20 protein-coding genes are annotated in these 21,124 nt (G+C 64.3%); 5 read left to right on the forward strand and 15 right to left on the reverse strand.

The features are described from left to right. Positions 1–4: 4 nt before the first annotated feature. Positions 5–841 (reverse strand): VOC family protein, encoded by an 837-nt coding sequence (locus AC07VY_RS02910; protein ID WP_495096221.1) that lies wholly within the window; start codon positions 839–841, stop codon positions 5–7. Between the two features lie 265 nt (positions 842–1,106). Here AC07VY_RS02910 and AC07VY_RS02915 point away from each other — a divergent pair, with 265 nt between their 5' ends. Genes AC07VY_RS02915 through AC07VY_RS02925 form a run of 3 tightly spaced genes read left to right on the forward strand, consistent with a single transcriptional unit; the run spans position 1,107 to position 5,252 of the window. Further along, entirely contained in the window at positions 1,107–2,291 is a 1,185-nt protein-coding gene (locus AC07VY_RS02915) for an MFS transporter (RefSeq protein ID WP_495096222.1), read from the forward strand. Positions 2,292–2,336: 45 nt separating this feature from the next. Then, the gene (locus tag AC07VY_RS02920) at positions 2,337–3,794 is read left to right on the forward strand and encodes a carotenoid oxygenase family protein (protein WP_495096223.1); all 1,458 of its coding nucleotides are present in this window, start codon (positions 2,337–2,339) and stop codon (positions 3,792–3,794) included. 9 nt (positions 3,795–3,803) lie between these two features. After that, positions 3,804–5,252, forward strand: coding sequence for an aldehyde dehydrogenase (locus AC07VY_RS02925; protein WP_495096224.1), 1,449 nt, complete (start codon positions 3,804–3,806; stop codon positions 5,250–5,252). A gap of 2 nt (positions 5,253–5,254) precedes the next feature. Here the strand turns inward: AC07VY_RS02925 and AC07VY_RS02930 are convergent, their stop codons facing one another. Then, on the reverse strand, positions 5,255–6,235 hold the full coding sequence (locus AC07VY_RS02930; protein ID WP_495096225.1) for a helix-turn-helix domain-containing protein: 981 nt from the start codon (positions 6,233–6,235) through the stop codon (positions 5,255–5,257). 235 nt (positions 6,236–6,470) lie between these two features. Between AC07VY_RS02930 and AC07VY_RS02935 the strand changes: the two genes are divergently transcribed. After that, positions 6,471–7,457, forward strand: coding sequence for a SphA family protein (locus tag AC07VY_RS02935; protein WP_495096226.1), 987 nt, complete (start codon positions 6,471–6,473; stop codon positions 7,455–7,457). A gap of 84 nt (positions 7,458–7,541) precedes the next feature. On the opposite strand, the gene AC07VY_RS02940 is transcribed toward AC07VY_RS02935, so the two are convergent. Then, a complete protein-coding gene (locus AC07VY_RS02940; protein WP_495096227.1) occupies positions 7,542–7,952 on the reverse strand; it encodes a hypothetical protein in 411 nt (136 codons plus the stop codon). A gap of 37 nt (positions 7,953–7,989) precedes the next feature. Further along, positions 7,990–8,871, reverse strand: coding sequence for an aldo/keto reductase family oxidoreductase (locus AC07VY_RS02945; RefSeq protein ID WP_495096228.1), 882 nt, complete (start codon positions 8,869–8,871; stop codon positions 7,990–7,992). A 93-nt stretch (positions 8,872–8,964) separates the two neighbouring features. Here AC07VY_RS02945 and AC07VY_RS02950 point away from each other — a divergent pair, with 93 nt between their 5' ends. Further along, complete coding sequence (locus AC07VY_RS02950; protein ID WP_495096229.1) at positions 8,965–9,867, forward strand: LysR family transcriptional regulator; 903 nt, start codon at positions 8,965–8,967, stop codon at positions 9,865–9,867. An 82-nt stretch (positions 9,868–9,949) separates the two neighbouring features. Here AC07VY_RS02950 and AC07VY_RS02955 read toward each other — a convergent pair whose 3' ends face one another. The 11 genes from AC07VY_RS02955 to AC07VY_RS03005 form a co-directional block, all read right to left on the reverse strand. Next, on the reverse strand, positions 9,950–10,624 hold the full coding sequence (locus tag AC07VY_RS02955) for a hypothetical protein (protein ID WP_495096230.1): 675 nt from the start codon (positions 10,622–10,624) through the stop codon (positions 9,950–9,952). Then, positions 10,624–11,598, reverse strand: coding sequence for an MYG1 family protein (locus AC07VY_RS02960; RefSeq protein WP_495096231.1), 975 nt, complete (start codon positions 11,596–11,598; stop codon positions 10,624–10,626). Before AC07VY_RS02960 ends, AC07VY_RS02955 begins: the two co-directional genes overlap by 1 nt. Positions 11,599–11,727: 129 nt before the next feature. Next, positions 11,728–12,525, reverse strand: a complete 798-nt coding sequence (locus tag AC07VY_RS02965; protein WP_495096232.1) for an outer membrane protein OmpK — start codon at positions 12,523–12,525, stop codon at positions 11,728–11,730. A gap of 174 nt (positions 12,526–12,699) precedes the next feature. Beyond that, positions 12,700–13,668, reverse strand: coding sequence for an ABC transporter permease (locus AC07VY_RS02970; RefSeq protein ID WP_495096233.1), 969 nt, complete (start codon positions 13,666–13,668; stop codon positions 12,700–12,702). Next, complete coding sequence (locus tag AC07VY_RS02975; protein WP_495096234.1) at positions 13,661–14,791, reverse strand: ABC transporter permease; 1,131 nt, start codon at positions 14,789–14,791, stop codon at positions 13,661–13,663. Before AC07VY_RS02975 ends, AC07VY_RS02970 begins: the two co-directional genes overlap by 8 nt. Next, positions 14,788–16,353, reverse strand: coding sequence for an ABC transporter ATP-binding protein (locus AC07VY_RS02980; protein WP_495096235.1), 1,566 nt, complete (start codon positions 16,351–16,353; stop codon positions 14,788–14,790). The genes AC07VY_RS02975 and AC07VY_RS02980 overlap by 4 nt, the downstream gene beginning before the upstream one ends. 130 nt (positions 16,354–16,483) lie before the next feature. Further along, a complete protein-coding gene (locus AC07VY_RS02985; RefSeq protein WP_495075713.1) occupies positions 16,484–17,455 on the reverse strand; it encodes a BMP family lipoprotein in 972 nt (323 codons plus the stop codon). Positions 17,456–17,626: 171 nt separating this feature from the next. Beyond that, positions 17,627–18,499, reverse strand: a complete 873-nt coding sequence (locus AC07VY_RS02990; RefSeq protein ID WP_495096236.1) for a phytanoyl-CoA dioxygenase family protein — start codon at positions 18,497–18,499, stop codon at positions 17,627–17,629. Positions 18,500–18,504: 5 nt separating this feature from the next. After that, the gene (locus tag AC07VY_RS02995) at positions 18,505–19,431 is read right to left on the reverse strand and encodes a pseudouridine-5'-phosphate glycosidase (protein ID WP_495096237.1); all 927 of its coding nucleotides are present in this window, start codon (positions 19,429–19,431) and stop codon (positions 18,505–18,507) included. A 23-nt stretch (positions 19,432–19,454) separates the two neighbouring features. Continuing rightward, positions 19,455–20,375, reverse strand: coding sequence for a PfkB family carbohydrate kinase (locus AC07VY_RS03000; protein WP_495096238.1), 921 nt, complete (start codon positions 20,373–20,375; stop codon positions 19,455–19,457). Continuing rightward, positions 20,372–21,025: a TetR/AcrR family transcriptional regulator gene (locus tag AC07VY_RS03005; RefSeq protein ID WP_495096239.1), complete on the reverse strand. Its 654-nt coding sequence runs from the start codon at positions 21,023–21,025 to the stop codon at positions 20,372–20,374. Before AC07VY_RS03005 ends, AC07VY_RS03000 begins: the two co-directional genes overlap by 4 nt. Between the last annotated feature and the right edge of the window lie 99 nt (positions 21,026–21,124).

The raw sequence follows: 21,124 nt of genomic DNA on the forward strand, positions 1-21,124 counted from the left end.
GTTCTCAGCTTCGCAAAATGGCCTTGCCCCAGAGGTTGAGCGTGCGCTCCTCGTGGGCCCATTCACCTGCGGGACGGCCGGGTTCGCAGTGCTCGATCTCTGCGGAAATCTCGGCCAGGTTGCCGTCGGGGTCGCGCACCATGAAGAACACGTCGTTGCCCGGCCCATGGCGGCCTATACCCCAGACAATCGGCTCGCGCAGGCTGGCCATGTGGTCGCCCCAGGCCTTCATGCTGGCCCAGTCGGGTGCTTCAAAGGACTGGTGGTCAAAGCAGGATACGGGCGCAAAGAACAGTGCCAGCGCATGGTGCAGATGGTCGCTGCGCAGGAAGCAGGCCCGCAACTGGCCTTCGGCATCACGCACAGCGTCGGACAGCACAAAACCCAGCTGCCCGGTATAGAAGGCCAGCATCTGCGGCAGCTGCTGTGTACGCAAGGCGAAATGCTGCAATGTGGCCACCGGCAGCTCGGCATGGCTGCCAGCCAAGGCGGCATCGTCAGGCGCAGTGAAGACGATCCGGTTGCCATCGGGGTCACGCACGGCGACGGCCCCGACAGGGCAATTGGCAGGCACAGCCTGGGCTTCCACGGCCTGGACGCGTTGGCGCAGATGCTGCCAGGCAGCCGGCGTGTGCAGCGCGAACTGGGCATAGCCCAGCTGGTTGGCCGGGCCGGTGGTGATCTGCACCTGGCGGCCCGGGCCGCGGCACGCATAACCGCCCTCCACCGCCTCCAGCGACATGCCATACGCAGCGCTGTAGAAGCGGGCCATGGTCAGCGGATCGGGCGAATACAAGCTGATGGTGTGCAGGGCGGCCTGCAGTTCGGGCGGGTTGTGCATAGCGGCAATCGAGGTGATGAAGCAGTGCAGCGACTGTCGCCGCCATTCCCAAGACCGTCAACGCAAAGTCTCAACATGTGAGATTGGAAAGCACATTTCCCGCGCCGGGCCTGGCATGGCCGCATGCCCTCATGGGCCGAGAACATCACGCCAGGGAAATCCCTGAGAGGGCGCTGACACGCTCAGTCAATGCCGGCGCGCTGATGCCAGATGCATGCAGCCGTATTTCCTATTCTTGCCGGACCCCATTTACGGAGACAGTGCTATGCACGCTATTACAAAAATCGACAGCAAGACCACCATGTTTGCGCTAGCCCTTTGCATGGTGACCGCCATGGGAACCATACAGATGCAGCCCGTGCTGGGCGGCGCCCTGGTGGACCGCATGGGCATCAGCCTGCAGCAAATGGGCCTGCTGTTTGGCATTGAATTGGTGTCCATGGCGCTGGCCTGCACCATCACGGCCTTTGGCGCGCACCGGCAGAACCGGCAGCATCTGATGCGCATCGCCCTGGTGGTTCTGTTGGGCTCCAACGCCTGGAGCATGGTGGCCGATAGCTTCACCCTGTTTTGCGCGGCCCGTTTGCTGTCGGGCGCTGCAGGCGGCGTGGCACAGGCCGTGGTCTACGCCAGCACCACCTTGCGTACCCACAAAGACAAAACCTTTGCCACGCTCAATATCTGCGTCCTGCTGTGGGGTGCGATCTCACTGGGCATATTGCCGCCGGTCATTGCGGCGCACGGCATTCCCGCCGTGTTTGCTGGCTTCGTTGTGATGTGTGTGGTGAGCCTGCTGGTGTGCGGACGCATTCCTGCCCATGCGCCAGCGGCGGTAAACAGCGGTGCGGGCGCTATCGCATCCAGCCCCCTGCAGCTGAACCACATACTGCTGCTGGTGCTGGTGGTGCTGCTCTTCGCCGGACATGGTGCCCTGTGGATCTACCAGGAGCGCATCGGCAAAGCCATCGGCATCGCGCCCGATCACATCGGCATGATCCTCGGACTCAGCGTTCTGTCAGGTGCGGCGGGCGCAGCGGTGGCAGGCATGCTGGGGCAACGCATTAGCCACCGTAGCGCCCAACTGCTGGGGTTTGCGGGCTCCCTGGTGGCGACGCTGCTCATGGTCTACGGCAACAACGTGGCGGTGTATGCGCTTACCGCCTGCGTCACCATGCTGGTGTGGTTCTTCGGACTGACCTATCTGCTGACCCTGTCGGCCGATATGGACCCCACGGGCCGCTTGCCCGGCCTGGCCAATGCGGCGATCTTCATGGGCCAGGCACTGGGCCCCGCAATCGGCGCCTTCGCCATCGGGACCGGCAGCTTCCGCAACGTGGGCTGGGCAGCCGCCCTGGTCTACGCCATCGCGCTGGCCTTGTCTGTGGTGGTGACCTCGCGCCATGCGCACGAGGGCCATCTTCGCAGCGTTTCGCCGCTCAGTCCCACATGAAGTTGCAAGTACCCACTCTCTCCATCCACTCCACCATTCCTCGCCATGCCCACCGATTCCAGCCCTAGCCGCCAGTTCCCACCCCTGCCGCAATTCAGCGGAATGAATGCGCCCTCGCGTATCGAATGCCACATCAAAGACCTGGAGGTCGTGGGCGAACTGCCCCTGGCACTCCAAGGCACCTGGTACCGGTGTGGCCCCGACCCCCAGTACCCGCCCATGCTGGGCGACGACATCTACATCAATGGCGACGGTGCCGTGAGCGCCTTTGGCTTCGCCAACGGCCGCGTGGATTTCAAGATGCGCTACGTGCGCACGCAGCGCTTCGAGGCCGAGGGTGCAGCCCACCGATCCCTGTTCGGCCTGTACCGCAACCCGTACACCGACCATGCTTCGGTGCGCGGGCTGGACCGTGGCACGGCCAATACCACCGCCTTCGTGCACGCAGGGCGCTTGTTTGCGCTCAAGGAAGACAGCCTGCCCTACGAGCTGGACCCGGTGACACTGGAGACCAAGGGCCGGCACGACTTCGGCGGCAAGCTGCGTTCGCGCACCGTCACCGCCCACCCCAAGCGCGACCCGGAAACCGGCGAATGGCTTTTCTTTGGCTACGAGGCGGCCGGCGATGCCAGCAAGGACGTGGCCTTCTGCGTTGCCGACAAGCATGGCGCGCTGGTGCGTGAAGAATGGTTCGAAGCACCCTACGCCGCCATGCAGCACGATTTCGCGGTGACGCGCGACTACGTCATCTTCTCCGTCTTCCCCACGGTCTGCGATCTGGACCGCATGAAAGCCGGCGGCACGCACTGGATGTGGGACGGTGCACTGGACACCTGGATCGGGGTGATGCGCCGAGACGGCTCGGTCAAGGACATGCGCTGGTTCCGCCGGCCGGCCTGCTATTCCTACCACGTCGCCAACGCCTTCAATACCGGCAGCCAGATCACCATCGACCTGTGCGTATCGGAGCGCAATGTTTTCCCCTATGTGCCAGCACGGGACGGCAGCGCGCACGATCCAGAAGCCAATGCACCGTTTCTCACGCGCTGGAGCTTCGATGCCAACAACCCCGAATCCTCGTTCGCATCCCGTGTGTTGAGCCCGATACCGGGAGAGCTGCCGCGGATCGACGACCGCGTGTCCATGCAGCCACACCGCTTCATCTACTACGGCGGCATCGACCCGCGCAAAAGCCAGCTCGTGGCGGGCCCCATCGGCCTGGGCTCGAACCACCTGGTGCGCGTGGACACGCAAACGGGTGGCGTCACCGCCCTGTTTCTGTCGGACACCACCACCTTCCAGGAGCCGCAGCTGGTGCCGGTTCCCGGCGCGGAAGGCCTGCTGCTGGCCGTGGTGGACCACCATGACACGGGGCTGGCCTCCGTGGTGGTATTGAACGCCGCCAACATCACGGCCGGCCCCGTCGCGCAGATCAAGCTCCCCATCCGGCTGCGCGATACCTTTCACGGCGACTGGGCGCCATCGACCCCCAAAACCATTTAGGAGATACCCATGAACACCGTCCAACTTCTGATCCAAGGCGAATCTGCCGATGCCCGCTCGGGCGCCACATTCGAGCGCCGCAACCCTGTCACCCATGAGGTGGTCACCACGGCCGCGGCGGCCAGCCCTGCGGATGCCGTAGCGGCGGTGGTCGCGGCGCAGCAGGCTTTTGTGGCTTGGTCGAAAACCGGCCCTGCCGAGAGGCGCTCGATGCTGACCAAAGCAGCTGACGAACTGGAGCGCCACCTACCCAGCCTGATTGCAACCATGGTGAGCGAGACCGGCGCCAGCGAGCTCTGGGCCGGCTTCAACGCCGCCACCGCCGTGGGCATACTGCGCGAAGCGGCCGCGCTGACCACCCAGATCAATGGCGAAGTCATCCCCTCCGACGTGCCCGGCAATCTGGCGCTGGCCGTGCGCCAGCCGGCCGGCGTGTCCCTGGGCATCGCCCCCTGGAATGCGCCGCTGATTCTGGGCGTGCGCGCCATTGCCGTGCCCCTGGCCTGCGGGAACACTGTGGTTTTCAAGGCATCGGAATCCTGCCCGGCCACCCACCGGGCCATCGCCGATGCGTTCACCCGCGCCGGCCTGCCTGCGGGCGTGGTGAACTTCATCAGCAACGCGCCTGCCGATGCGGGCGCCGTGGTGGCCGCCATGGTTGCACACCCCGCCGTACGCCGCGTCAACTTCACCGGCTCCACCAAGGTGGGCAAAATCATCGCCGCCCAATGCGCCGAACACCTGAAGCCCGTGGTGCTGGAGCTGGGTGGCAAGGCACCGCTGGTCGTGCTCGACGATGCCGACCTGGACCAGGCCGTGGACGGCGCCATCTTTGGCGCATTCCTCAACTCGGGGCAAATCTGCATGTCCACCGAGCGCATCATCGTGGACGAGCGCATTGCGGACGAATTTGTAGCGCGGCTCGCCCGCAAGGCCCGTACGCTGGTACCTGGCGCAGCAGGCTCGGGCGCAGCCCTGGGCTCCGTCATCGACCAGACCACGGTGGACCGCTGCAATCTGCTGCTGGACGACGCGCTGCAGGCCGGTGGTCAGCTGCTGTGCGGTGGCCGCGCAGACAGCACGCTCATGCTGCCGACGCTGATCGACCACGTCACACCCGCCATGAATATCTACAGCGAAGAATCCTTCGGCCCGGTCAAAGGCATTGTGCGGGTCCGTGGCGTGGAAGAAGCCGTGCGCTGTGCCAATGACAACGCATACGGCTTGTCGGCCGCCGTCTATGGCCGCGATATTGCCCGCGCGCTGCAGGTGGCGCAGCGCATTGAATCCGGCATCTGCCACATCAACGGCCCTACGGTGCACGACGAGCCGCAGATGCCGTTCGGCGGCGTCAAGGCCAGCGGCGTCGGCCGGTTTGGTGGGCGCGCCGGTATCGACGCCTTTACCGACCTGCGCTGGCTCAGCGTGCAAACCACGCCGCGGCACTATCCGATCTGAAATTACGGCGCCGCGCGGTAAGCCTTGGGGGAGACCCCCAGGCTGCTGCGGAACACCCGGCTGAAATGCGAGGAGCTGGAAAAACCCCACTGCATGGCAATGTCCGTCAACGAACGGGAGGCATGGCGCGGGTTCTTCAGGTCGCTGGCGCATTGGGCCACCCGCTGCTGCCAGATGTATTCGGAGGCGGAGCCCAGGGCATCGTCGGCAAAGGCGCGGTGCACCGTGCGCACGGAGCAGCCGCAGCCCTGCGCCACCATCTCTACGCAGAGACCGGGCTCGGCCAGATGCTTGTCGATAAAGGCCTTGAACTTGTTGCGTTGCGTGTCGCGCACCGTGTCCTTGTCCGGGGCCGCGAACCGTTCCTGCACCGCATGCCAGGCCAGCGCCGTGATCGCATCGGCCAGGGTTTTGGCGGTGCTGGCCGGCAACCGGTCAAACTGCCCATAGGCCTCACGGACCATGGTTTGCACCAGGCGCGAGGAACCGGTGCGCCCGTCACAGCGTGATGCGCGGGTACGCGCAATCAGGTCCACCAGCGCAGGGTCGGACGGGCGGGGCGGCGTCAGAATGATCTGGTCGCATCCATAGGGGTGATCCACCACAAAGGGCTGGGCGGCGTCCAGGATGCACCAGTCGCCCGGCTCCAGCATCGCACTACGCCCGTCCTGCTCCAGGAGCGCGCAGCCTTTTTGCTGCATCAACAGCATCAGCGGACTGGGGATGTCTTCCTGCCGGGCACCCATGGCGCGGCTGAAGCGGTGTGGCGTTGCGGTCAGCCGGCAAAAGCCCGCGCCGCCCAGCATGCCGTACTCCAGGCTGCCGGAAAATGTTTGGCCCACCAGGGGCTCCCAGTGGCTGGCATCCCGCAGACGAAACGACTCTGGCGTACGCCCTACATGGGTGCTGATCAAGGCGTGCCAGGCCGGTAGCCGCTGGGACGGACTGACGGCATCTACCGAAACGTGGGTGCGACTCGCCATATATGTCTCCTTCTTCTGCTCCAGCATATTCGGCATGCCGCTGGTGCGCGTCAAACCACAGTCTCAGCATATGAGAATGCGACCCCAAATCCTGCGCCCGGGTTAACCACGACGACAGCGCGGCATGCCTGGGCAAGTGTGTCACCCACAAGCAAGCTGCATCGGCTCTCGATTTTTATCCTTCAGGCATCGAAGCACCCCGCTTCGAACTACCGCGTTCTGGAGGAGACAATTGATGAAAAACAAACATGCCCACGCCACCTGGTTGATCGCTGCGGCAAGCGCCCTGGCGGCCACCGGCGTAGCCGCCCAAGTGCCTACCGTGAGCCAACCCGCCGGCCTGAACCTGGGCGGCACCAGCTTTTACGACGGTTTCTCCGGCGCGCCGGGATGGACCTGGCTGAGCTGGCTACGCAACGCATCGGCGAACGCCATCAAGGACAACAACGGCAACAACGTGGCGGCTTTCAACAGCCCCAAGATCAACAGCACCTCGTGGGCCAACCAGCTCAGCTACTCCTCACCCACCAGCTTTGGAGGCTGGCACCCTGGCGTTACCGCCATCCTGCCGCTGGTGTCCCTCCACAGCAGCTTTGGCCCGGGAGCGTCGATGACGGACGGCGGCACCGATCTGGGCGACATCACCGTGGGCGCATTCTTGCAAAGCGACCCAGTCATGGGGGCGCAAGGCCAGCCCGTCTTCGTCCAGCGCCTGTCCCTAGACACCATCCTGCCCACGGGCAAGTACGACCAGCACACCGACATCAACCAGAGCGCGGGCTTCGCCTCGTTGAATCCGTACTGGGCGGCCACGCTGTTCCCGGCCGACCGCTGGGAAGTCAGCTGGCGGCTGTACTACCTGTACAACTTCAAGAACGACAAGCCAGCCTCCAGCAACCCGCAGCAAAGCTTCAACGGCGCGCCGCTCACCAGCACGCAGGCCGGGCAGGCCACGTGGGTGAATTTCACCGCCTCGTATGCGCTCACACCCGCACTCAGCCTGGGCATCAACGGCTACCTGTTCCAGCAGCTGAGCGATAGCAAGGCCAACGGCAGCACGCTTGCCGACTCGAAAGAACGCGTGCTCGGCATCGGCCCCGGGCTGATGTGGCGCATCAACCGCGACACCTCGCTGTGGGTCAACACCTACCACGAGACCCTGGTGCGCAACCGCACCAGCGCCCCGCTTACCGCCCAGGTACGGCTGGCGATGCACTTCTAGCCAGATTTACATGAAACAGGCCTGTAGCGCAGGTAGTACCTGCGCAAGCAGCTCCTTATTTAGGAGCAAATCGGGAGCTGCCAGTTAGCCCTGCAGCGCGGCGTTCTCTGCCTCCAGTTGCGCGATGCGCTGCTCGGCCGCCTGCAGCGCCTGCGTCAAGCGCTGGACTTCGGCCGCCAGGCCATCGGCCACCTCGGTGACGCGTTCGCGTGTGCCGTCGCGGGTCTGGGCCAGCTGGGCGCTGACCCCATCCAGCCAAGCCATGATCTCCACCCGCGTCGTGTCCTTGTGCACCGGGTTTTGCAGCGTGGCCTTTTTCACGTCGGCGCGGCGGCACAGTTCGGACTGGGTCACCCGGCCAAAGTTGAAGGGGTAGATGCCCTGGTGCGCCGCGATCTCGGCCTCGATGTCGCGCATGGCCTTGTGCAGGCGGGCCAGCGCGGCTTCGGTGCGGGCATTGGGTTTGTCGATGGAAGAGGTCGATTCGATGGTCATGGCAAAAGTTTAAGCGCCCTGGCCGACCCGCGTCGCATCAGGCCGGCGGGGTTTCGCCAGCGATCTGGTCCAGCCGTGCCACAGTGCTGGACGGCAGCACCAGCTGGGCCGCTGCCAGGTTTTCGCGCAGATGCACGACCGACGAGGTTCCGGGAATCAGCAGGATATTGGGCGAGCGCTGGAGCAGCCAGGCCAGTGCGACCTGCATGGGTGTGGCGCCCAGCGCTTCGGCCACGGCGGAGAGGCCCGCCGACTGCAAAGGGCTGAAGCCACCCAGCGGGAAGAACGGCACGTAGGCCGTGCCGGCGCGGGCCAGGTCGGCGATCAAGGCGTCGTCGGCACGCTGCGCCAGGTTGTACAGGTTCTGCACGCACACAATGCGGCAGATGCTGCGCCCTTGCGCGATTTGCGTGGGCGTGGCATTGCTTAAACCGATGTGGCGCACCAGGCCCTGCTGCTGCAATTCGGTCAGCACGCTGAGCGGTTCTTCCAGCGAGCCTTCGGCCGGCCCGTAGATGCCGAACATGCAGCGCAGGTTGACTACATCGAGCACATCCAGACCCAGATTGCGCAGATTGTCGTGCACCGCCTGGGTCAGTTCTTCGCGGGTGAAAGCCGGGTTCCAGGAGGCGTCCGCGCCACGCCGGGCGCCGATTTTGGTGACGATGGTGAGGCCATCGCGGTAAGGGTGCAGCGCCTCGCGGAGGATCTGGTTGGTGATGTGCGGGCCGTAAAAGTCGCTGGTGTCGATGTGGTTGACGCCGCTTTCCACGGCCTCGCGCAGCACGGCGATGGCCGCATTGCGGTCCTTCGGCGGCCCGAATACGCCCGGGCCGGCGAGCTGCATGGCGCCGTATCCCAGACGCTGCACGCTGCGGTCGCCGAGTGTGTAAGTTCCGGCCTGGCCAATGTCGATCATGTTCGTTCTCCTGTGGTGAGCCACGAATGTAGGGAAGAACACCGCGTACGATAAGGGGATTGAATCAGCACAGGTTGTGCGGAAAGGCGAACAATGACCGCAAACCTGGCCGACCTGACGGCCTTCGTGGCGGTGGCGCGCGCAGGCGGCTTTCGGGGCGCGGCCATGGCCAATGGCGGCAGCGCCTCCAGCCTCAGTGAAGCCGTGCGCCGGCTCGAAACCCGGCTCGGCGTACGGCTGCTCAACCGCAGCACGCGCAGCGTCGCGCTGACCGAGGCCGGCACCCGTCTGCTGGAGCGGCTGGGCCCGGCGCTGGGCGAGGTAGAGGCCGCGCTGGATGTGGCCAACAGCTTTCGGGACCGGCCCGCCGGTACGCTACGGCTGAATGTGCCGCTCAGCGCGGCCCGCCTAGTGCTGCCGCGCATCGTGCCGCCATTTCTGGCCGCCTACCCCGACATCGTGCTGGAGGTGATCGCCGAAGAAAGCTTTGTCGACATGCTGGCCGAGGGCTGCGATGCGGGCATACGCTACGAGGAGCGGCTGGAGCAGGACATGGTCGCCATCCCCATCGGCCCGCGTGTGCAGCGCTTTGCCGCCGCGGCCTCCCCAGCCTACTTGGACCAGCACGGCCGCCCCGAGCATCCGCGCGATTTGCTGGCCCACGCCTGCCTGCGCGGCAAATTTGCCAGCGGCGCCATGCCGGCCTGGGAATTCGAACGGGATGGCGAAACCATCAAGGTGGACACCAGCGGCCCGCTGATCGTCAGGATCGGCGGGGCCGTGGAACTGGCGGTGGATGCCGCCGTGGCCGGTAGCGGTGTCATCTACCTGTTCGAAGACTGGTTGCGCCCCCATCTCGACAGTGGCGCCCTGGAGCCGGTGCTGCAGGCCTGGTGGCCCAGCTTCTCCGGCCCCTATCTGTACTACCCCAGCCGCCGCCAGTTGCCCGCGCCGCTGCGTGCGTTTGTCGATTTCGTCCAGGCATTGCGCTCCTAGGCGCCTGGGCCGCAGATATACGAAAGAAATCTGCCACTAGCGCAATATCCATCTGCGCTAGCAGCTACCAATTCAATAGCAATCAGCCCTTGCGGATGAACTTGAAGATCAGTATCCAGAAGCTCAGGATCAGCGAAGCCACGGGGAACTGCAGCGCGGTAGGCATCAGGTAGATGGCCACCACACCGGGTATCCACACGCACCACAGGGCGACCAGCAGCGGCAGGTAGCGGCTGCTCAAAAAGTCGGCGGAGAAGATGCGCTGCCAGGCGCTGGCGCGAAAGCCATCTTCGCGCCAGGCGAACATGGCGATGACGGCGAAGTTGGTCATCGGCGAATACACGAACTGGTCCACCAGCATCTTCTTGGCGATGGTGAGGCCGTCATTGCCTTCGCCAAACAGGCTGACCTGCAGCGCATAAAACAGGTCCACGGTGATGCCGATGCAGCCGAACACCAGGGTGGCGTAGGCCATATCGGCCCACAGCGTGCGGCGCAGCGGCTGGCGCAGCAGCGCAATGCCCAGCAGCTCGGGCACCAGCACGGCAAACGCCGCATAGGTGGCGAACGCCATCGGGTAGCCCCCGGCCTGCTTGACCGCCCCCCACTGCGCCAGTCCCGTCTGCACCGCCGGGCTCCAGGCGTAGGCCAGGGTCAGCACCACCAGACCGGCCCAGAGCACCATGCCAGGCAGCAGATTGGCTTTGACCGCCGCACGGACTTGCTGCAGCGGTGTGGGCCTAGCCGGGGTTTCCATCAGGCGGGTTCGGCCAGTGCCAGTTCGGCCAGCTTGACCGCGCCCTCGAAGCTGCGGGCACCGCCGATGAACAGGTTCAGGTGGCAAAACACGCTGTCGGGCACGCCGGTCACCGCCGCCAGTTCCTGGTCGCGCAGGCCGGCCCAGCTGGCGGGCAGGTCCATGCGGGTGTCGAACGAGCCGACTTCCGCCGGCACGGTCTTGATCTGGTACTGGTTGCCGTCGGAATCCGGGTAGATGACGAACATCACCTCGGGCATTTCATCGACCACCACGCGGGTCCAGGGCATGCCGCCCTCGCGCAGATGCAGCAGCTTGCCGCCCAGCAGGCGGGGCGCCTGGCGCACGATGTCCATAGCGCGGATCTGCGCCACCTTCTTGCTGATCGCGTGGTCCAGAAACTTGCGCGTGATGGCAATGGCCTCGCGGAAGCGGGTTTCCAGCAGCTGGGCCTTGGCGGCCAGGTCCAGGCCCTGCTCTTCCAGCCAGTGGGTGTTGAGCTGCGCCACCAGGCTGGACAGGCCGAAGATGCCGGGCGCCACATCGCCCTGGCCGGTGTCGACGATGTCCAGGTACTGCACCAGCGAGTGGTCAATGGTGTTTACCACGCTGGCCACGGCGGCCTCGTCCAAGCTGTGGCCATGGGTCTGGGCCCAGGCCTGCACATAGGCGGCGCCAAATGCCGACCAGACCAGGCCGGCACTGGCATAGCCCACGCCGGGCACGCTTTGTCCGTCTACCAGCCGCGGCGGGCGCGCGCCTTCAAAGCCGCGCTGGTGGTGGTCGAAACGGCCGCTGGCCGCGTCCCAGGTACCGCCCACGTCGACCACAAAGTCGGCGGTGGCGATCAACGCCTTGTCGCGGGTGCGCAGCAGGGAATGGGATGGGAACACGCCCATCAAAACGCCAACGCCAAAAACGTCGTCGGCATGGAAAGTGCCACTGTGGGTGGCAATCGTGGTGGTTTTTGTCATCGGCCGATTTTAATGACTCTGCCGCCGAGGCTTGCCCCCGGCGCCTACAGAGTCATTACACCGAACAGGCCGCTAGCGCAGTATTTACCTGCGCTAGCAGCTATTTTTTCGATAGCAAAAGTGGCTGACTTAGAAGTTGTAGCGAAGGGTGTAGATGAAAGCGTCCTGGAGCGTAGCCGAACCCAGCTTGTTCTTGGCGTAGCGGTAGGACAGGCCGGTCGTGATATGGGGGGTGGCGTTCCACCACAGCGACAGGGCACCGTTTTGCGCGGTCTTGTTGGCGGTGACTACGCCGCCGTCGCGGGCCATGACCAAGTAGCTGTCTTTGCGGCCCATCTCGGTTTCATGCCAGCTGGAGACCATGAAGGACTGGTCCCAGGCCTTGAAGTTGTAGCCGAATACCCAGCCCGCCATCGTGCCGTTGAACTGGGTGCCGAGATCGGTCTTGGTCTCGTAATGCGCGCCAAAGAAGGGCTTGATCCAGAAGCCGCCGTTGTAGTACGCGGTACTCAGGCCCAACACATTGTTCTGATCGCGGAAGCCGTCGTCCATGAAGTTGTAGATGTGCGCGTATAGCTGCACGGGCACGCCGCCCAGCTCGGTCATGTTGATGTGGGCCACGGCCTTCATGGCGTATCGGCGGTCCATGGCGGAGTCGCCAGCGTTGTGGGCGTCCTTGTCGGCGTTTTCCACGTCGAAAAAGCCGTACAAGTCGCCCCACTTACCGCCCATACCGCCTTCCAGCTCCAGTAAGGTGAAGTCCTTCTTCACACCAAACGGGCCCTTGCCGGTCTGGTTCTCCGTGTGGCTGGTCCAGTCCAAGTGTTGGACACTGATGTCCTTGAACGACCAGTCGTCGTCTGCATGTGCGGCGGGCGCGAACGCAGCGGCGAGGGCCAGTGCGGCAAGATATGGAGTAGCTTTCATCGAGGGTTCCCTGTAGGTGTTGTAAGGGCAGCCTCCAACGCAAGTGTCATGCCAATAATCTGACCTAATGGTCAGCTTTATGCGCACGAAAATGGGGTGCGGCACCAAGAAAAAAAGGGGTGCCCGCCCCACTGGCGAACACCCCTTTTTGAATCAGCTCGAAAGCGCCCTGGTTCAGCGCTCCTTGACGTAGGGCTGGCCCAGCGCCTTGGGCACCGCCGTCTTGCCGATAAAGCCGGCCAGCAGCACCACCGTCAGCAGGTAAGGCAAGGCCTGCACGGCCTGCACCGGTACCTCACCCACGCCGGGCAGGCTGACACCTTGCAGACGGATGGCCATGGCGTCCAGAAAACCGAACAACAGGCAGGCCCACAGCGCGCGCACCGGACGCCAGTTGCCAAAGATCATGGCGGCCAAGGCCATGAAGCCTCGACCGGCAGTCATATGCGGCACAAACGAGGCGTTCTGCCCCAACACCATGTAGCTGCCAGCCAAGCCGCATAGGACACCGTTGAGCGTCAGTGCGGTATAGCGCAGGCGCAGCACCGAGACACCGGCGGCATCCACCATGTGCGCGTTTTCGCCCACGGCGCGCAGACGCAAACCAAAACGCGTGCGGTACACCAGCCACCACACCGCGGCCACCAAGGCCAGTGCCAGATAGACCATGATGTTGTGACTGAGCAGGCCCAGGCCGATGATCTGGCCGACCAGCGGAATGCCTTGCAAGGCATCTGCCGCACCGGGCCACAGCGCATGCAGGCGCACGCCATCGGCCACGGAAGGCGTCTGCCCGCCCTGGTGGAACCAGGCCAGGCCCAGCACCACCGTCAGTCCCGTGGCAATGATGTTCAAGGCCACGCCGGACACCACCTGGTCACCCCGGTGGCTGACGCAGGCATAGCCATGCATCCAGGACAAGGCCACGGCGATACCAATGGAGGCCAGCAAGGCGATCGTGACCGAGCCAAAGGCGGCGCCGCTGGCACCGGCTATGAAGGCGGCAAACAGCATCTTGCCCTCCAGCCCCACGTCGATGACGCCAGCGCGCTCGGACAGCAGGCCAGCCAGAGCGCACAAGATCAGGGGCGTGGCCATGCGCAGCGTGGACGCCAACAGGTCGGCAATCAGGGCTTCATCCATGCTGGGCTCCTGCGGTCTTGGGGGTCAGCAGGGCCAGGCCGCGCGACAGCATGGGCGCAAACACATAGGCCATGGCACCCGAGAACATCACGATGAAGCCTTGCAGCATCACCACCATGTCGCGGCTGAAGCCGGGCACGTCAAAACTCACCTCGGCACCGCCCTGGAACAGCGCACCAAACAGGATGCTGGCCAGCACGATGCCAAACGGGTGGTTGCGCCCCATCAAGGCCACAGCAATGCCGGTAAAGCCGGCGCCGGCCACGAAGTCCAGCAGCAACTTGCCATTGACGCCAGCGATTTCGTTCATGCCGATCATGCCGGACAGCCCGCCCGACAAGGCCATGGCAAACACCACCTGGTGCTTGGCATTGATGCCCGCATACAAGGCCGCACCTTCGCTGGAGCCCACAGCCCGCAAGCGGTAGCCGGCCCGGCTGTGCCAAAGCAAAAAGTACACACCCAATGCCGCCGCTAGGGCCAGGAACAGGCTGACGTTGAGCGGCGACGAAGGCCAGTCAATACCTATCCAGGCCAGCGCCTCCTGCATGCCGGGCAGCTTGGCCGAGTCGGCAAAGGGCGCGCTTTCCACCGACATGGTGCCTGGCGGTTTCAGCCGGTTCACCAGCAGATAGGCCAGCAGGCTGGTCGCCAAAAAATTGAACATGATGGTGGTGATCACCACATGGCTGTGGCGGTAGGCCTGCAGGTAGCCAGGTATGGCCGCCCACAGCATGCCAAACAGCACGCCGGCCAAGAGCATGAGGGGCAGCATGACCACCGCTGGCAGGCTGTGCGACAGCCACAGCGCAATCAGGCCCGTGCCCAACCCGCCCACCACGGCCTGGCCCTCCACACCGATATTGAACAGGCCGCCATGGAAGGCCACCGACACCGCCAAGCCGGCAAAGATGAAGGTGGTGGCGTAGTACAGGGTGTAGCTTAAGCCCCGCTGCGTGCCAAAGGCACCATGCACCAGCACCTCCATCACCTGGCGTGGGTTCTGCCCCACCAGGGCCACCACCACACCGGCCACCAGCAACGCAATCAGCAAATTCACTGCGGGCAGCAGGAACACATCGGCCCATCGCGGCAAGGGCTTGGCCGTATTCGTCGCGCTCATGCCTTCAATCCTTGTTCTTTGGTTTCCACCATGAGCAGGCCCAGTCGGGCCTCGCTGCAGTCTGCAATCGGCAGCTCGCCCGTAACGCAGCCCTGGTTCAGCACCAGCACACGGTCGGCCAGGGCCAAAATTTCGTCCAGTTCGCTGGACACCACCAGCACCGCACAGCCCGCATCGCGCATGGCGCGCAGCTGGGCGTGGATGAATTCAATCGCGCCAATGTCCACACCCCGCGTGGGCTGCCCCACCAGCAGCACCTTGGGCGCCTGGCCGATCTCACGCGCCAGCACCAGCTTCTGCTGGTTGCCCCCGGAGAATTTGGAGCTGACCAAAGCCGGGTCGCGCGGGCGCACATCGAAGCGCTCCATCATGGCCGCCGTGGCCGCGCGCATGGCGCCGTGGCGCATCCAGCCCCCCGCGCTGCTGTATTCGGGCAGAGCCTCATAGCCCAGCACCGCAGACTCCCAGGCGGCAAAATTCATCACCATGGCGCGGGCATGCCGGTCTTCCGGCACATGGGCCAAGCCCAGGCTGCGGGCCACGCCCGGGGTGAGCCACTGGCCTGGGGTGAAGCTGCGACCACCCAGCTGCAGCTCGCCCGCGCTGGGGGCCAGCAGACCGGACAATACCTCCAGCAGCTCGCTCTGGCCGTTGCCGGCCACGCCGGCCACGCCGACGATTTCGCCAGCGCGCAGGCTCAGGTCAAAGTCCTGCAAACGGGTCACCTGCAGCGCATCACGCACCACCAGCCCGCGCGCCTGCAGCAGCACCGCGCCCAATTCGACGGCCGTATCGCCCTGGCGGCCCATATTCACTTTGCGGCCCACCATGGCTTCGGCCAGTATCTCCACCGAGGCCTGGGCAATGGCGCATTCATGCACCACGCGCCCACTGCGCATGACGGTGACATGGTCGCACAAGCGCATCACTTCCTTGAGCTTGTGGGTAATCAGCAAGATGGTGGTGCCCTGCGTGCGCAGACGCGCCAGCACCTCGAACAATTGTTCGGTTTCCTGTGGGGTGAGCACGGCGGTGGGCTCATCCAGGATCAGTATCTTGGCGCCACGGTACAGCGCCTTCAGAATTTCCAGGCGCTGGCGGTCGCCTACGGAGAGCTGGTCCACCGTGGCGTCCAGGTTCACGTGCAGGCCGGTAGATTGCATCAGCGCGCCCAGCTTGCTGCGCACGATGCTCTCAGCTTTGCTCAGCAGTGCATGCGGCTCGGCACCCAGCATGACGTTTTCCAGCGCGGTCAGCGTGTCCACCAGCATGAAGTGCTGGTGGACCATGCCAATGCCCAGCGCAATGGCTTCATGCGCATTGCGGATGCGGGCGGGCTGGCCAAAGACTTCGATGCTGCCGCTGTCGGCACTGTAGAAGCCGTAGAGGATGGACATCAGCGTGCTTTTGCCAGCGCCGTTCTCGCCCACGATGCCGTGCACCGTGCCAGAACGCACGCGCAAGTCCACGCCGTCATTGGCCCGCACAGCGCCAAAATGCTTGCTGATGCCCGCCATGTGCACAGCGGTCGCATCCACCACAGAAGATTGTTGGGTTGTCATGGAAATCCGAGGTGCCGGGTTGCGCGACGCGCCCCTCCAGAGAACCCGTGGAACCGGCTCAGCCGGGCCACTGGGTTCGCCCCCTGCAGGGGGTTGGCGGAAACGCGCAGCGTGGAGCCTGGGGGGGAGCCTATTTACAAGCGTTGGCGGTCATGTAGTCCACGACCTTGATCTTGCCGCTGATGATGTCGGCCTTGGCGGCATCGACCTTCTTCTTCATCTCGGGCGTCACCAGCTTGGCATTGAACTCGTCCATGGAATAGCCCACGCCGTCTTCCTTCAAGCCCAGGGAGGTCACACCGGCCTTGTAGTTCTTCAGGATGTTGTACACCGCCACGTCCACGCGCTTGACCATAGAGGACAGCATGGTGCCAGGTTGCACATAGTTCTGGTTGCTGTCCACACCGATGGCGAGTTTGCCTGCGTCTTTGGCCGCCTGGTAAACACCGATACCGGTACCGCCCGCAGCCGCGAACACCACGTCGGCGCCCTTGGCAAACTGGGACTTGGTCAGCTCGCCACCACGGCCTGGATCGTTCCAGGCGGCACCGGTGGTGCCGGTCATGTTGGCAAAGGTTTCTACCTTGGGGTTGGCGTACTTGGCGCCTTGTTCATAGCCGCACTGGAACTTGCGGATCAGCGGAATGTCCATGCCACCCACAAAACCGACCTTACCGGTCTTGCTGGCTTCAGCGGCCAGCATGCCGACCAGGAAGCTTCCTTCATGCTCCTTGAACACTACCGACTGCACGTTGGGCGCTTCCACCACGTCATCGATGATGGCGAATTGCAGCTTGGGGAATTCCTTGGACACCTTGGCCATGGCGGAAGCCTGGCTGAAGCTGATACCAATGATGGGGCTGGCACCGCGCTCGGCCATGCGACGGATGGCTTGTTCGCGCTGGGTTTCGTTGGCGACTTCGAATTCCAGGTAGGGCTTGCCGGTCTCCTTCTTCCAGCGCTCCATGCCTTCGTAGGCGCTCTGGTTGAAGGATTTGTCAAACTTGCCACCCATATCAAAAATGATGGCCGGGTCGGCCCAGGCGGAGAAGGTGGAAACCAGCGCGGCGGCCAAAAAGCCCAGTTTGAGTGTGTTTTTCATGTTGGTTTAAGTTTCAGGGTGGTGGTTGACGAAGAACCCGCTGTAATTGAGTGGGCAGAATGTAGCGCCATTTCAATTCAGCAGGAATTGTGCCCGTTATAGGCAAAATATGAAAAGTGGTATGCGGGTGTAAGAGCCTATGCAGTCCTCCTTATGCCTGTGGAACCATGCCTACATAAAGCCGGTAAACGGCATGCCTTGCGGCTGTATCCAATTGCTGTCGGGATAATGCGCCCGCCCGTCCACCGCGTGCAAGGTATAGGCGTGGCGTGACTGGGCCGAGCGGTTGGGCTCTGACAGGTGCGGGAACAGACCGTTGAACACAATCAAGCTGCCCTGGCGCACCTCCAGCCACTCCAGCTGCTCCATGTCCCATTGCGCGCTGGCTTGCAGCTGCTCCAGTCGCAAAGCGCCATCGGACTGGCGGCGGAATACCTCCTTCAGCCCGTGGTGGTGCCCACCCGGTACGCCACCCAGGCAACCATTGCCGCGGTGCGCACCCTCTATCGCAAACCAGAAGCCCACCACCGACTGCGGCTCGGTGTACAGATAGGTCGCGTCCTGGTGGCAGTTCACCTCACCACCAATACCTGGCTGCTTGAAGATATACATGGACTGCAGCAGCCGGGCATCTGCCAGACCCAGACCATCCGCCACGGCCTGTAAACGCGGGCCGCGCGAGAAGGCCTGGAACACCGGGTCCAGGTCATGCATGGCATGGCCCAGCTTGTTGATGGCGCGCTCCAGTGGCACCTGCAGCTGGCCCTGCTCATCGAACGCGCCCTCTTCAAAGAACGCGCCTATGCCGCGGGCCGAGGCGGCAAAGTACGCGTCCTTGGCATGGCGCTGGTCGCGGGCGGAAAAAACGGTGCCGGGTGCACGCGGCGCATGCTCGGCCACCAGCTCCAAAGCACGGGTCTGCAAGGCCTGGCACTGGGCCGCAGACACAAAGTCTTCCAGCACCAGCACGCCGTCGCGCGCATAGGCGGCCTGGGCCTCGATGGAGAGGCCCTGCGCGTCGTCCAGCACCGTGCGGTAGACCATGGTGCTCAGGCCACCCGCTGTTGGTAGGCGACTGCGATTCCCGCCGCCAACCGGGCATTGTTCAACACCAGCTGGATGTTGGAAGCCAGGCTGTTGCCACCAGTGATCTCGCTGACGCGGGCCAGCAAAAACGGCGTGGATTGCTTGCCCGCCACGCCCTGGGCACGGGCCTCCTGCAGCGCCTGCTCGATGGCTGCGTCAATGGTCGCGCGCGGCATGGCATAGGCCTCGGGAATCGGGTTGGACACCACCATGCCCCCCTGCAACCCCATGGCCCACTGGGCCTGCATGGCGCCGGCGATGGCGTCGGGCGTGTCCAGCCGGTAGTCCACCTTGAAGCCGCTTTCGCGGGTGTAGAAAGCCGGCAGATTATTGGTCTGGTAGCCCACCACGGGCACACCATGGGTTTCCAGGTATTCCAGCGTCAGCCCCAGGTCCAGAATCGACTTGATGCCGGCGCACACCACGGCAACTGGAGTCTGGGCCAGCTCCAGCAGGTCTGCAGAAATATCAAAGCTCTGCGCCGCCCCCCGGTGCACGCCGCCAATGCCGCCGGTGGCAAATACGCGGATACCGGCCATGGCCGCAATCAGCATGGTCGAGGCGACGGTGGTGGCACCGGTCTGACCTGCAGCCACGATGAACGCCATGTCGCGGCGGCTGACCTTGACGACGTCACGGCCGCCACGCCCCAGTTGTTCAATTTCCTCCGGGCTGAGGCCGACTTTCAAACGTCCCTGCACGATGGCGATGGTGGCCGGCACGGCGCCATGGGCGCGCACCTCGGCCTCTACCTGCAGCGCCGTCGCCACATTGTTTGGGTAGGGCATGCCATGGGCAATGATGGTGGACTCCAGCGCCACCACAGGGCGCTTGGCGGTCAGGGCAGCCGCTACTTCGGGATGGATGTCGAGAAAAGGAATAGCCGTCATCAAAATCTTTCTAGGTCACATATTCAGGTCGTGCACAGCCATTGTTGCACCAGCGCCAGCGACAGCTGGGGGTGGTTGGCACCCTGTACGCCCAGCGTCAGGGCCGCACAGGCAGAGCCAAAGTCCACCGCCTCCGACAGAGTTTGACCCTGGGCATGCGCATGCATCAGCCCGGCCATGAGCGCGTCGCCCGCGCCGGTGGCATTGACCACCGCGACATGCGGCGCACTCTGCAGACCCTGGCTGCCATCCGCATCGCTCCAGAACACGCCTTGCACACCAAAGCTCAGCACCACCTGCCGCACGCCCTTGCGGTGCAGCCAGGCCGCCACGGCGGGCGCGTCGGTCAGACTGTCCAGCGGCAAGCCCGTCAGGGCCTGGGCTTCAAGCCGGTTGGGCTTGAGCAGGTGCACATGCTGCAGCCAGGGGGCAATGCGCGGGCATTTGTGGGTGGATACGGTATCCACAAAAATCGGCGTACCGGCGCTGTGCGTGCATAACCAGGCCAGGGCCGCATCGGTCAGATTGCAGTCCAGCAGCAGGGCCTGGGCGGCAGCGATATCGGCGGCCAAGGGCGCCAGCCGCTCGGGCGTGATACGCGCCACGAGGCGCATATCGTTCACGGCCATGGCCATATCGCCATCCGGCCCGTGCAATGACAAATAGCTGGAGGTAGCCTCCCCCGGCAGCACCCAGCAGGCGCGCAGATCCACGCCGGCAGCGGCGGTGGCATCCAGCAGGCTGCGGCCTGGCGTGTCGTCGCCCACCGCGCTGACCAGCCGCGTGCGGTTACCCAGGCGTGCCAGGTTTTCGGCCACATTGCGTGCCACGCCGCCAGGGGCCAAAGCGATATGGCCAGGATTGGAGTCGCCCAGCACCACGGCCTGACTGCTGTGGCCGGCAATGTCCATATTCGATGCGCCTACGGCCACCATATAACTCATGGCGCAGGGTCCGGATTCAGGCCGCAACCGCGCAGTATCAAGGCCAGCACATGGGTAGTGGCGCGGCTGTGGTCGTTGCGGGTCAGGGCCGGCTTACCCAGCACGGCGCTGACCTGGATATCGAAGTCGGCATAAGTCTGGGTGGCTGCCCAGATGGTGAAGAACAGGTGCGTGCTGTCCACCGGCGCCATCTTGCCCTCGGCAATCCACTGGTCGATGACGGCGGCCTTGGCGCGCACGGTGGCGCGCAGCTCGGTAGCCAGCAACTGCCGCACCACGGTGGCGCCGTGCAGCAGCTCATTGGCCCAGACCTTGGACGCATGCGGCCGCGCAGCAGATAGAGCCATCTTGCTGCGGATGTAAGCACCTATCGCCTGGCTCGGGTCAGCCTCGGGGGTGATGCCGTGGGTGGGCGCCAGCCAGTCCTCAAGGATGCGGGCCAGCACCGCGCGGTACAGCGCCTCCTTGTTGCCAAAGTAATAGTGCAAATTGGCCTTGGGCAGGCCCGATTCGTCGGCAATCTGCGCCATGGTGGCGCCGCTGAAACCCGCCCCGGCAAACACGCGTTCTGCCGCGGCGAGTATCAGCTCTTCATTGGCCTGGCGGATCTGGCCCTTGGTATCCGCCGTGCTAGTTGTCAATCGACTCATTCCCTGTCCACTTCCCTACGATATCTGGTGCGCCAGCCCAGGCCATACTGGGCTGCGGCAAGAAAAATGGACACCATAACGGATGGAAGCAGTGGAAGT

The sequence above is a fragment of the Rhodoferax sp. GW821-FHT02C08 genome (genome assembly GCF_059421805.1).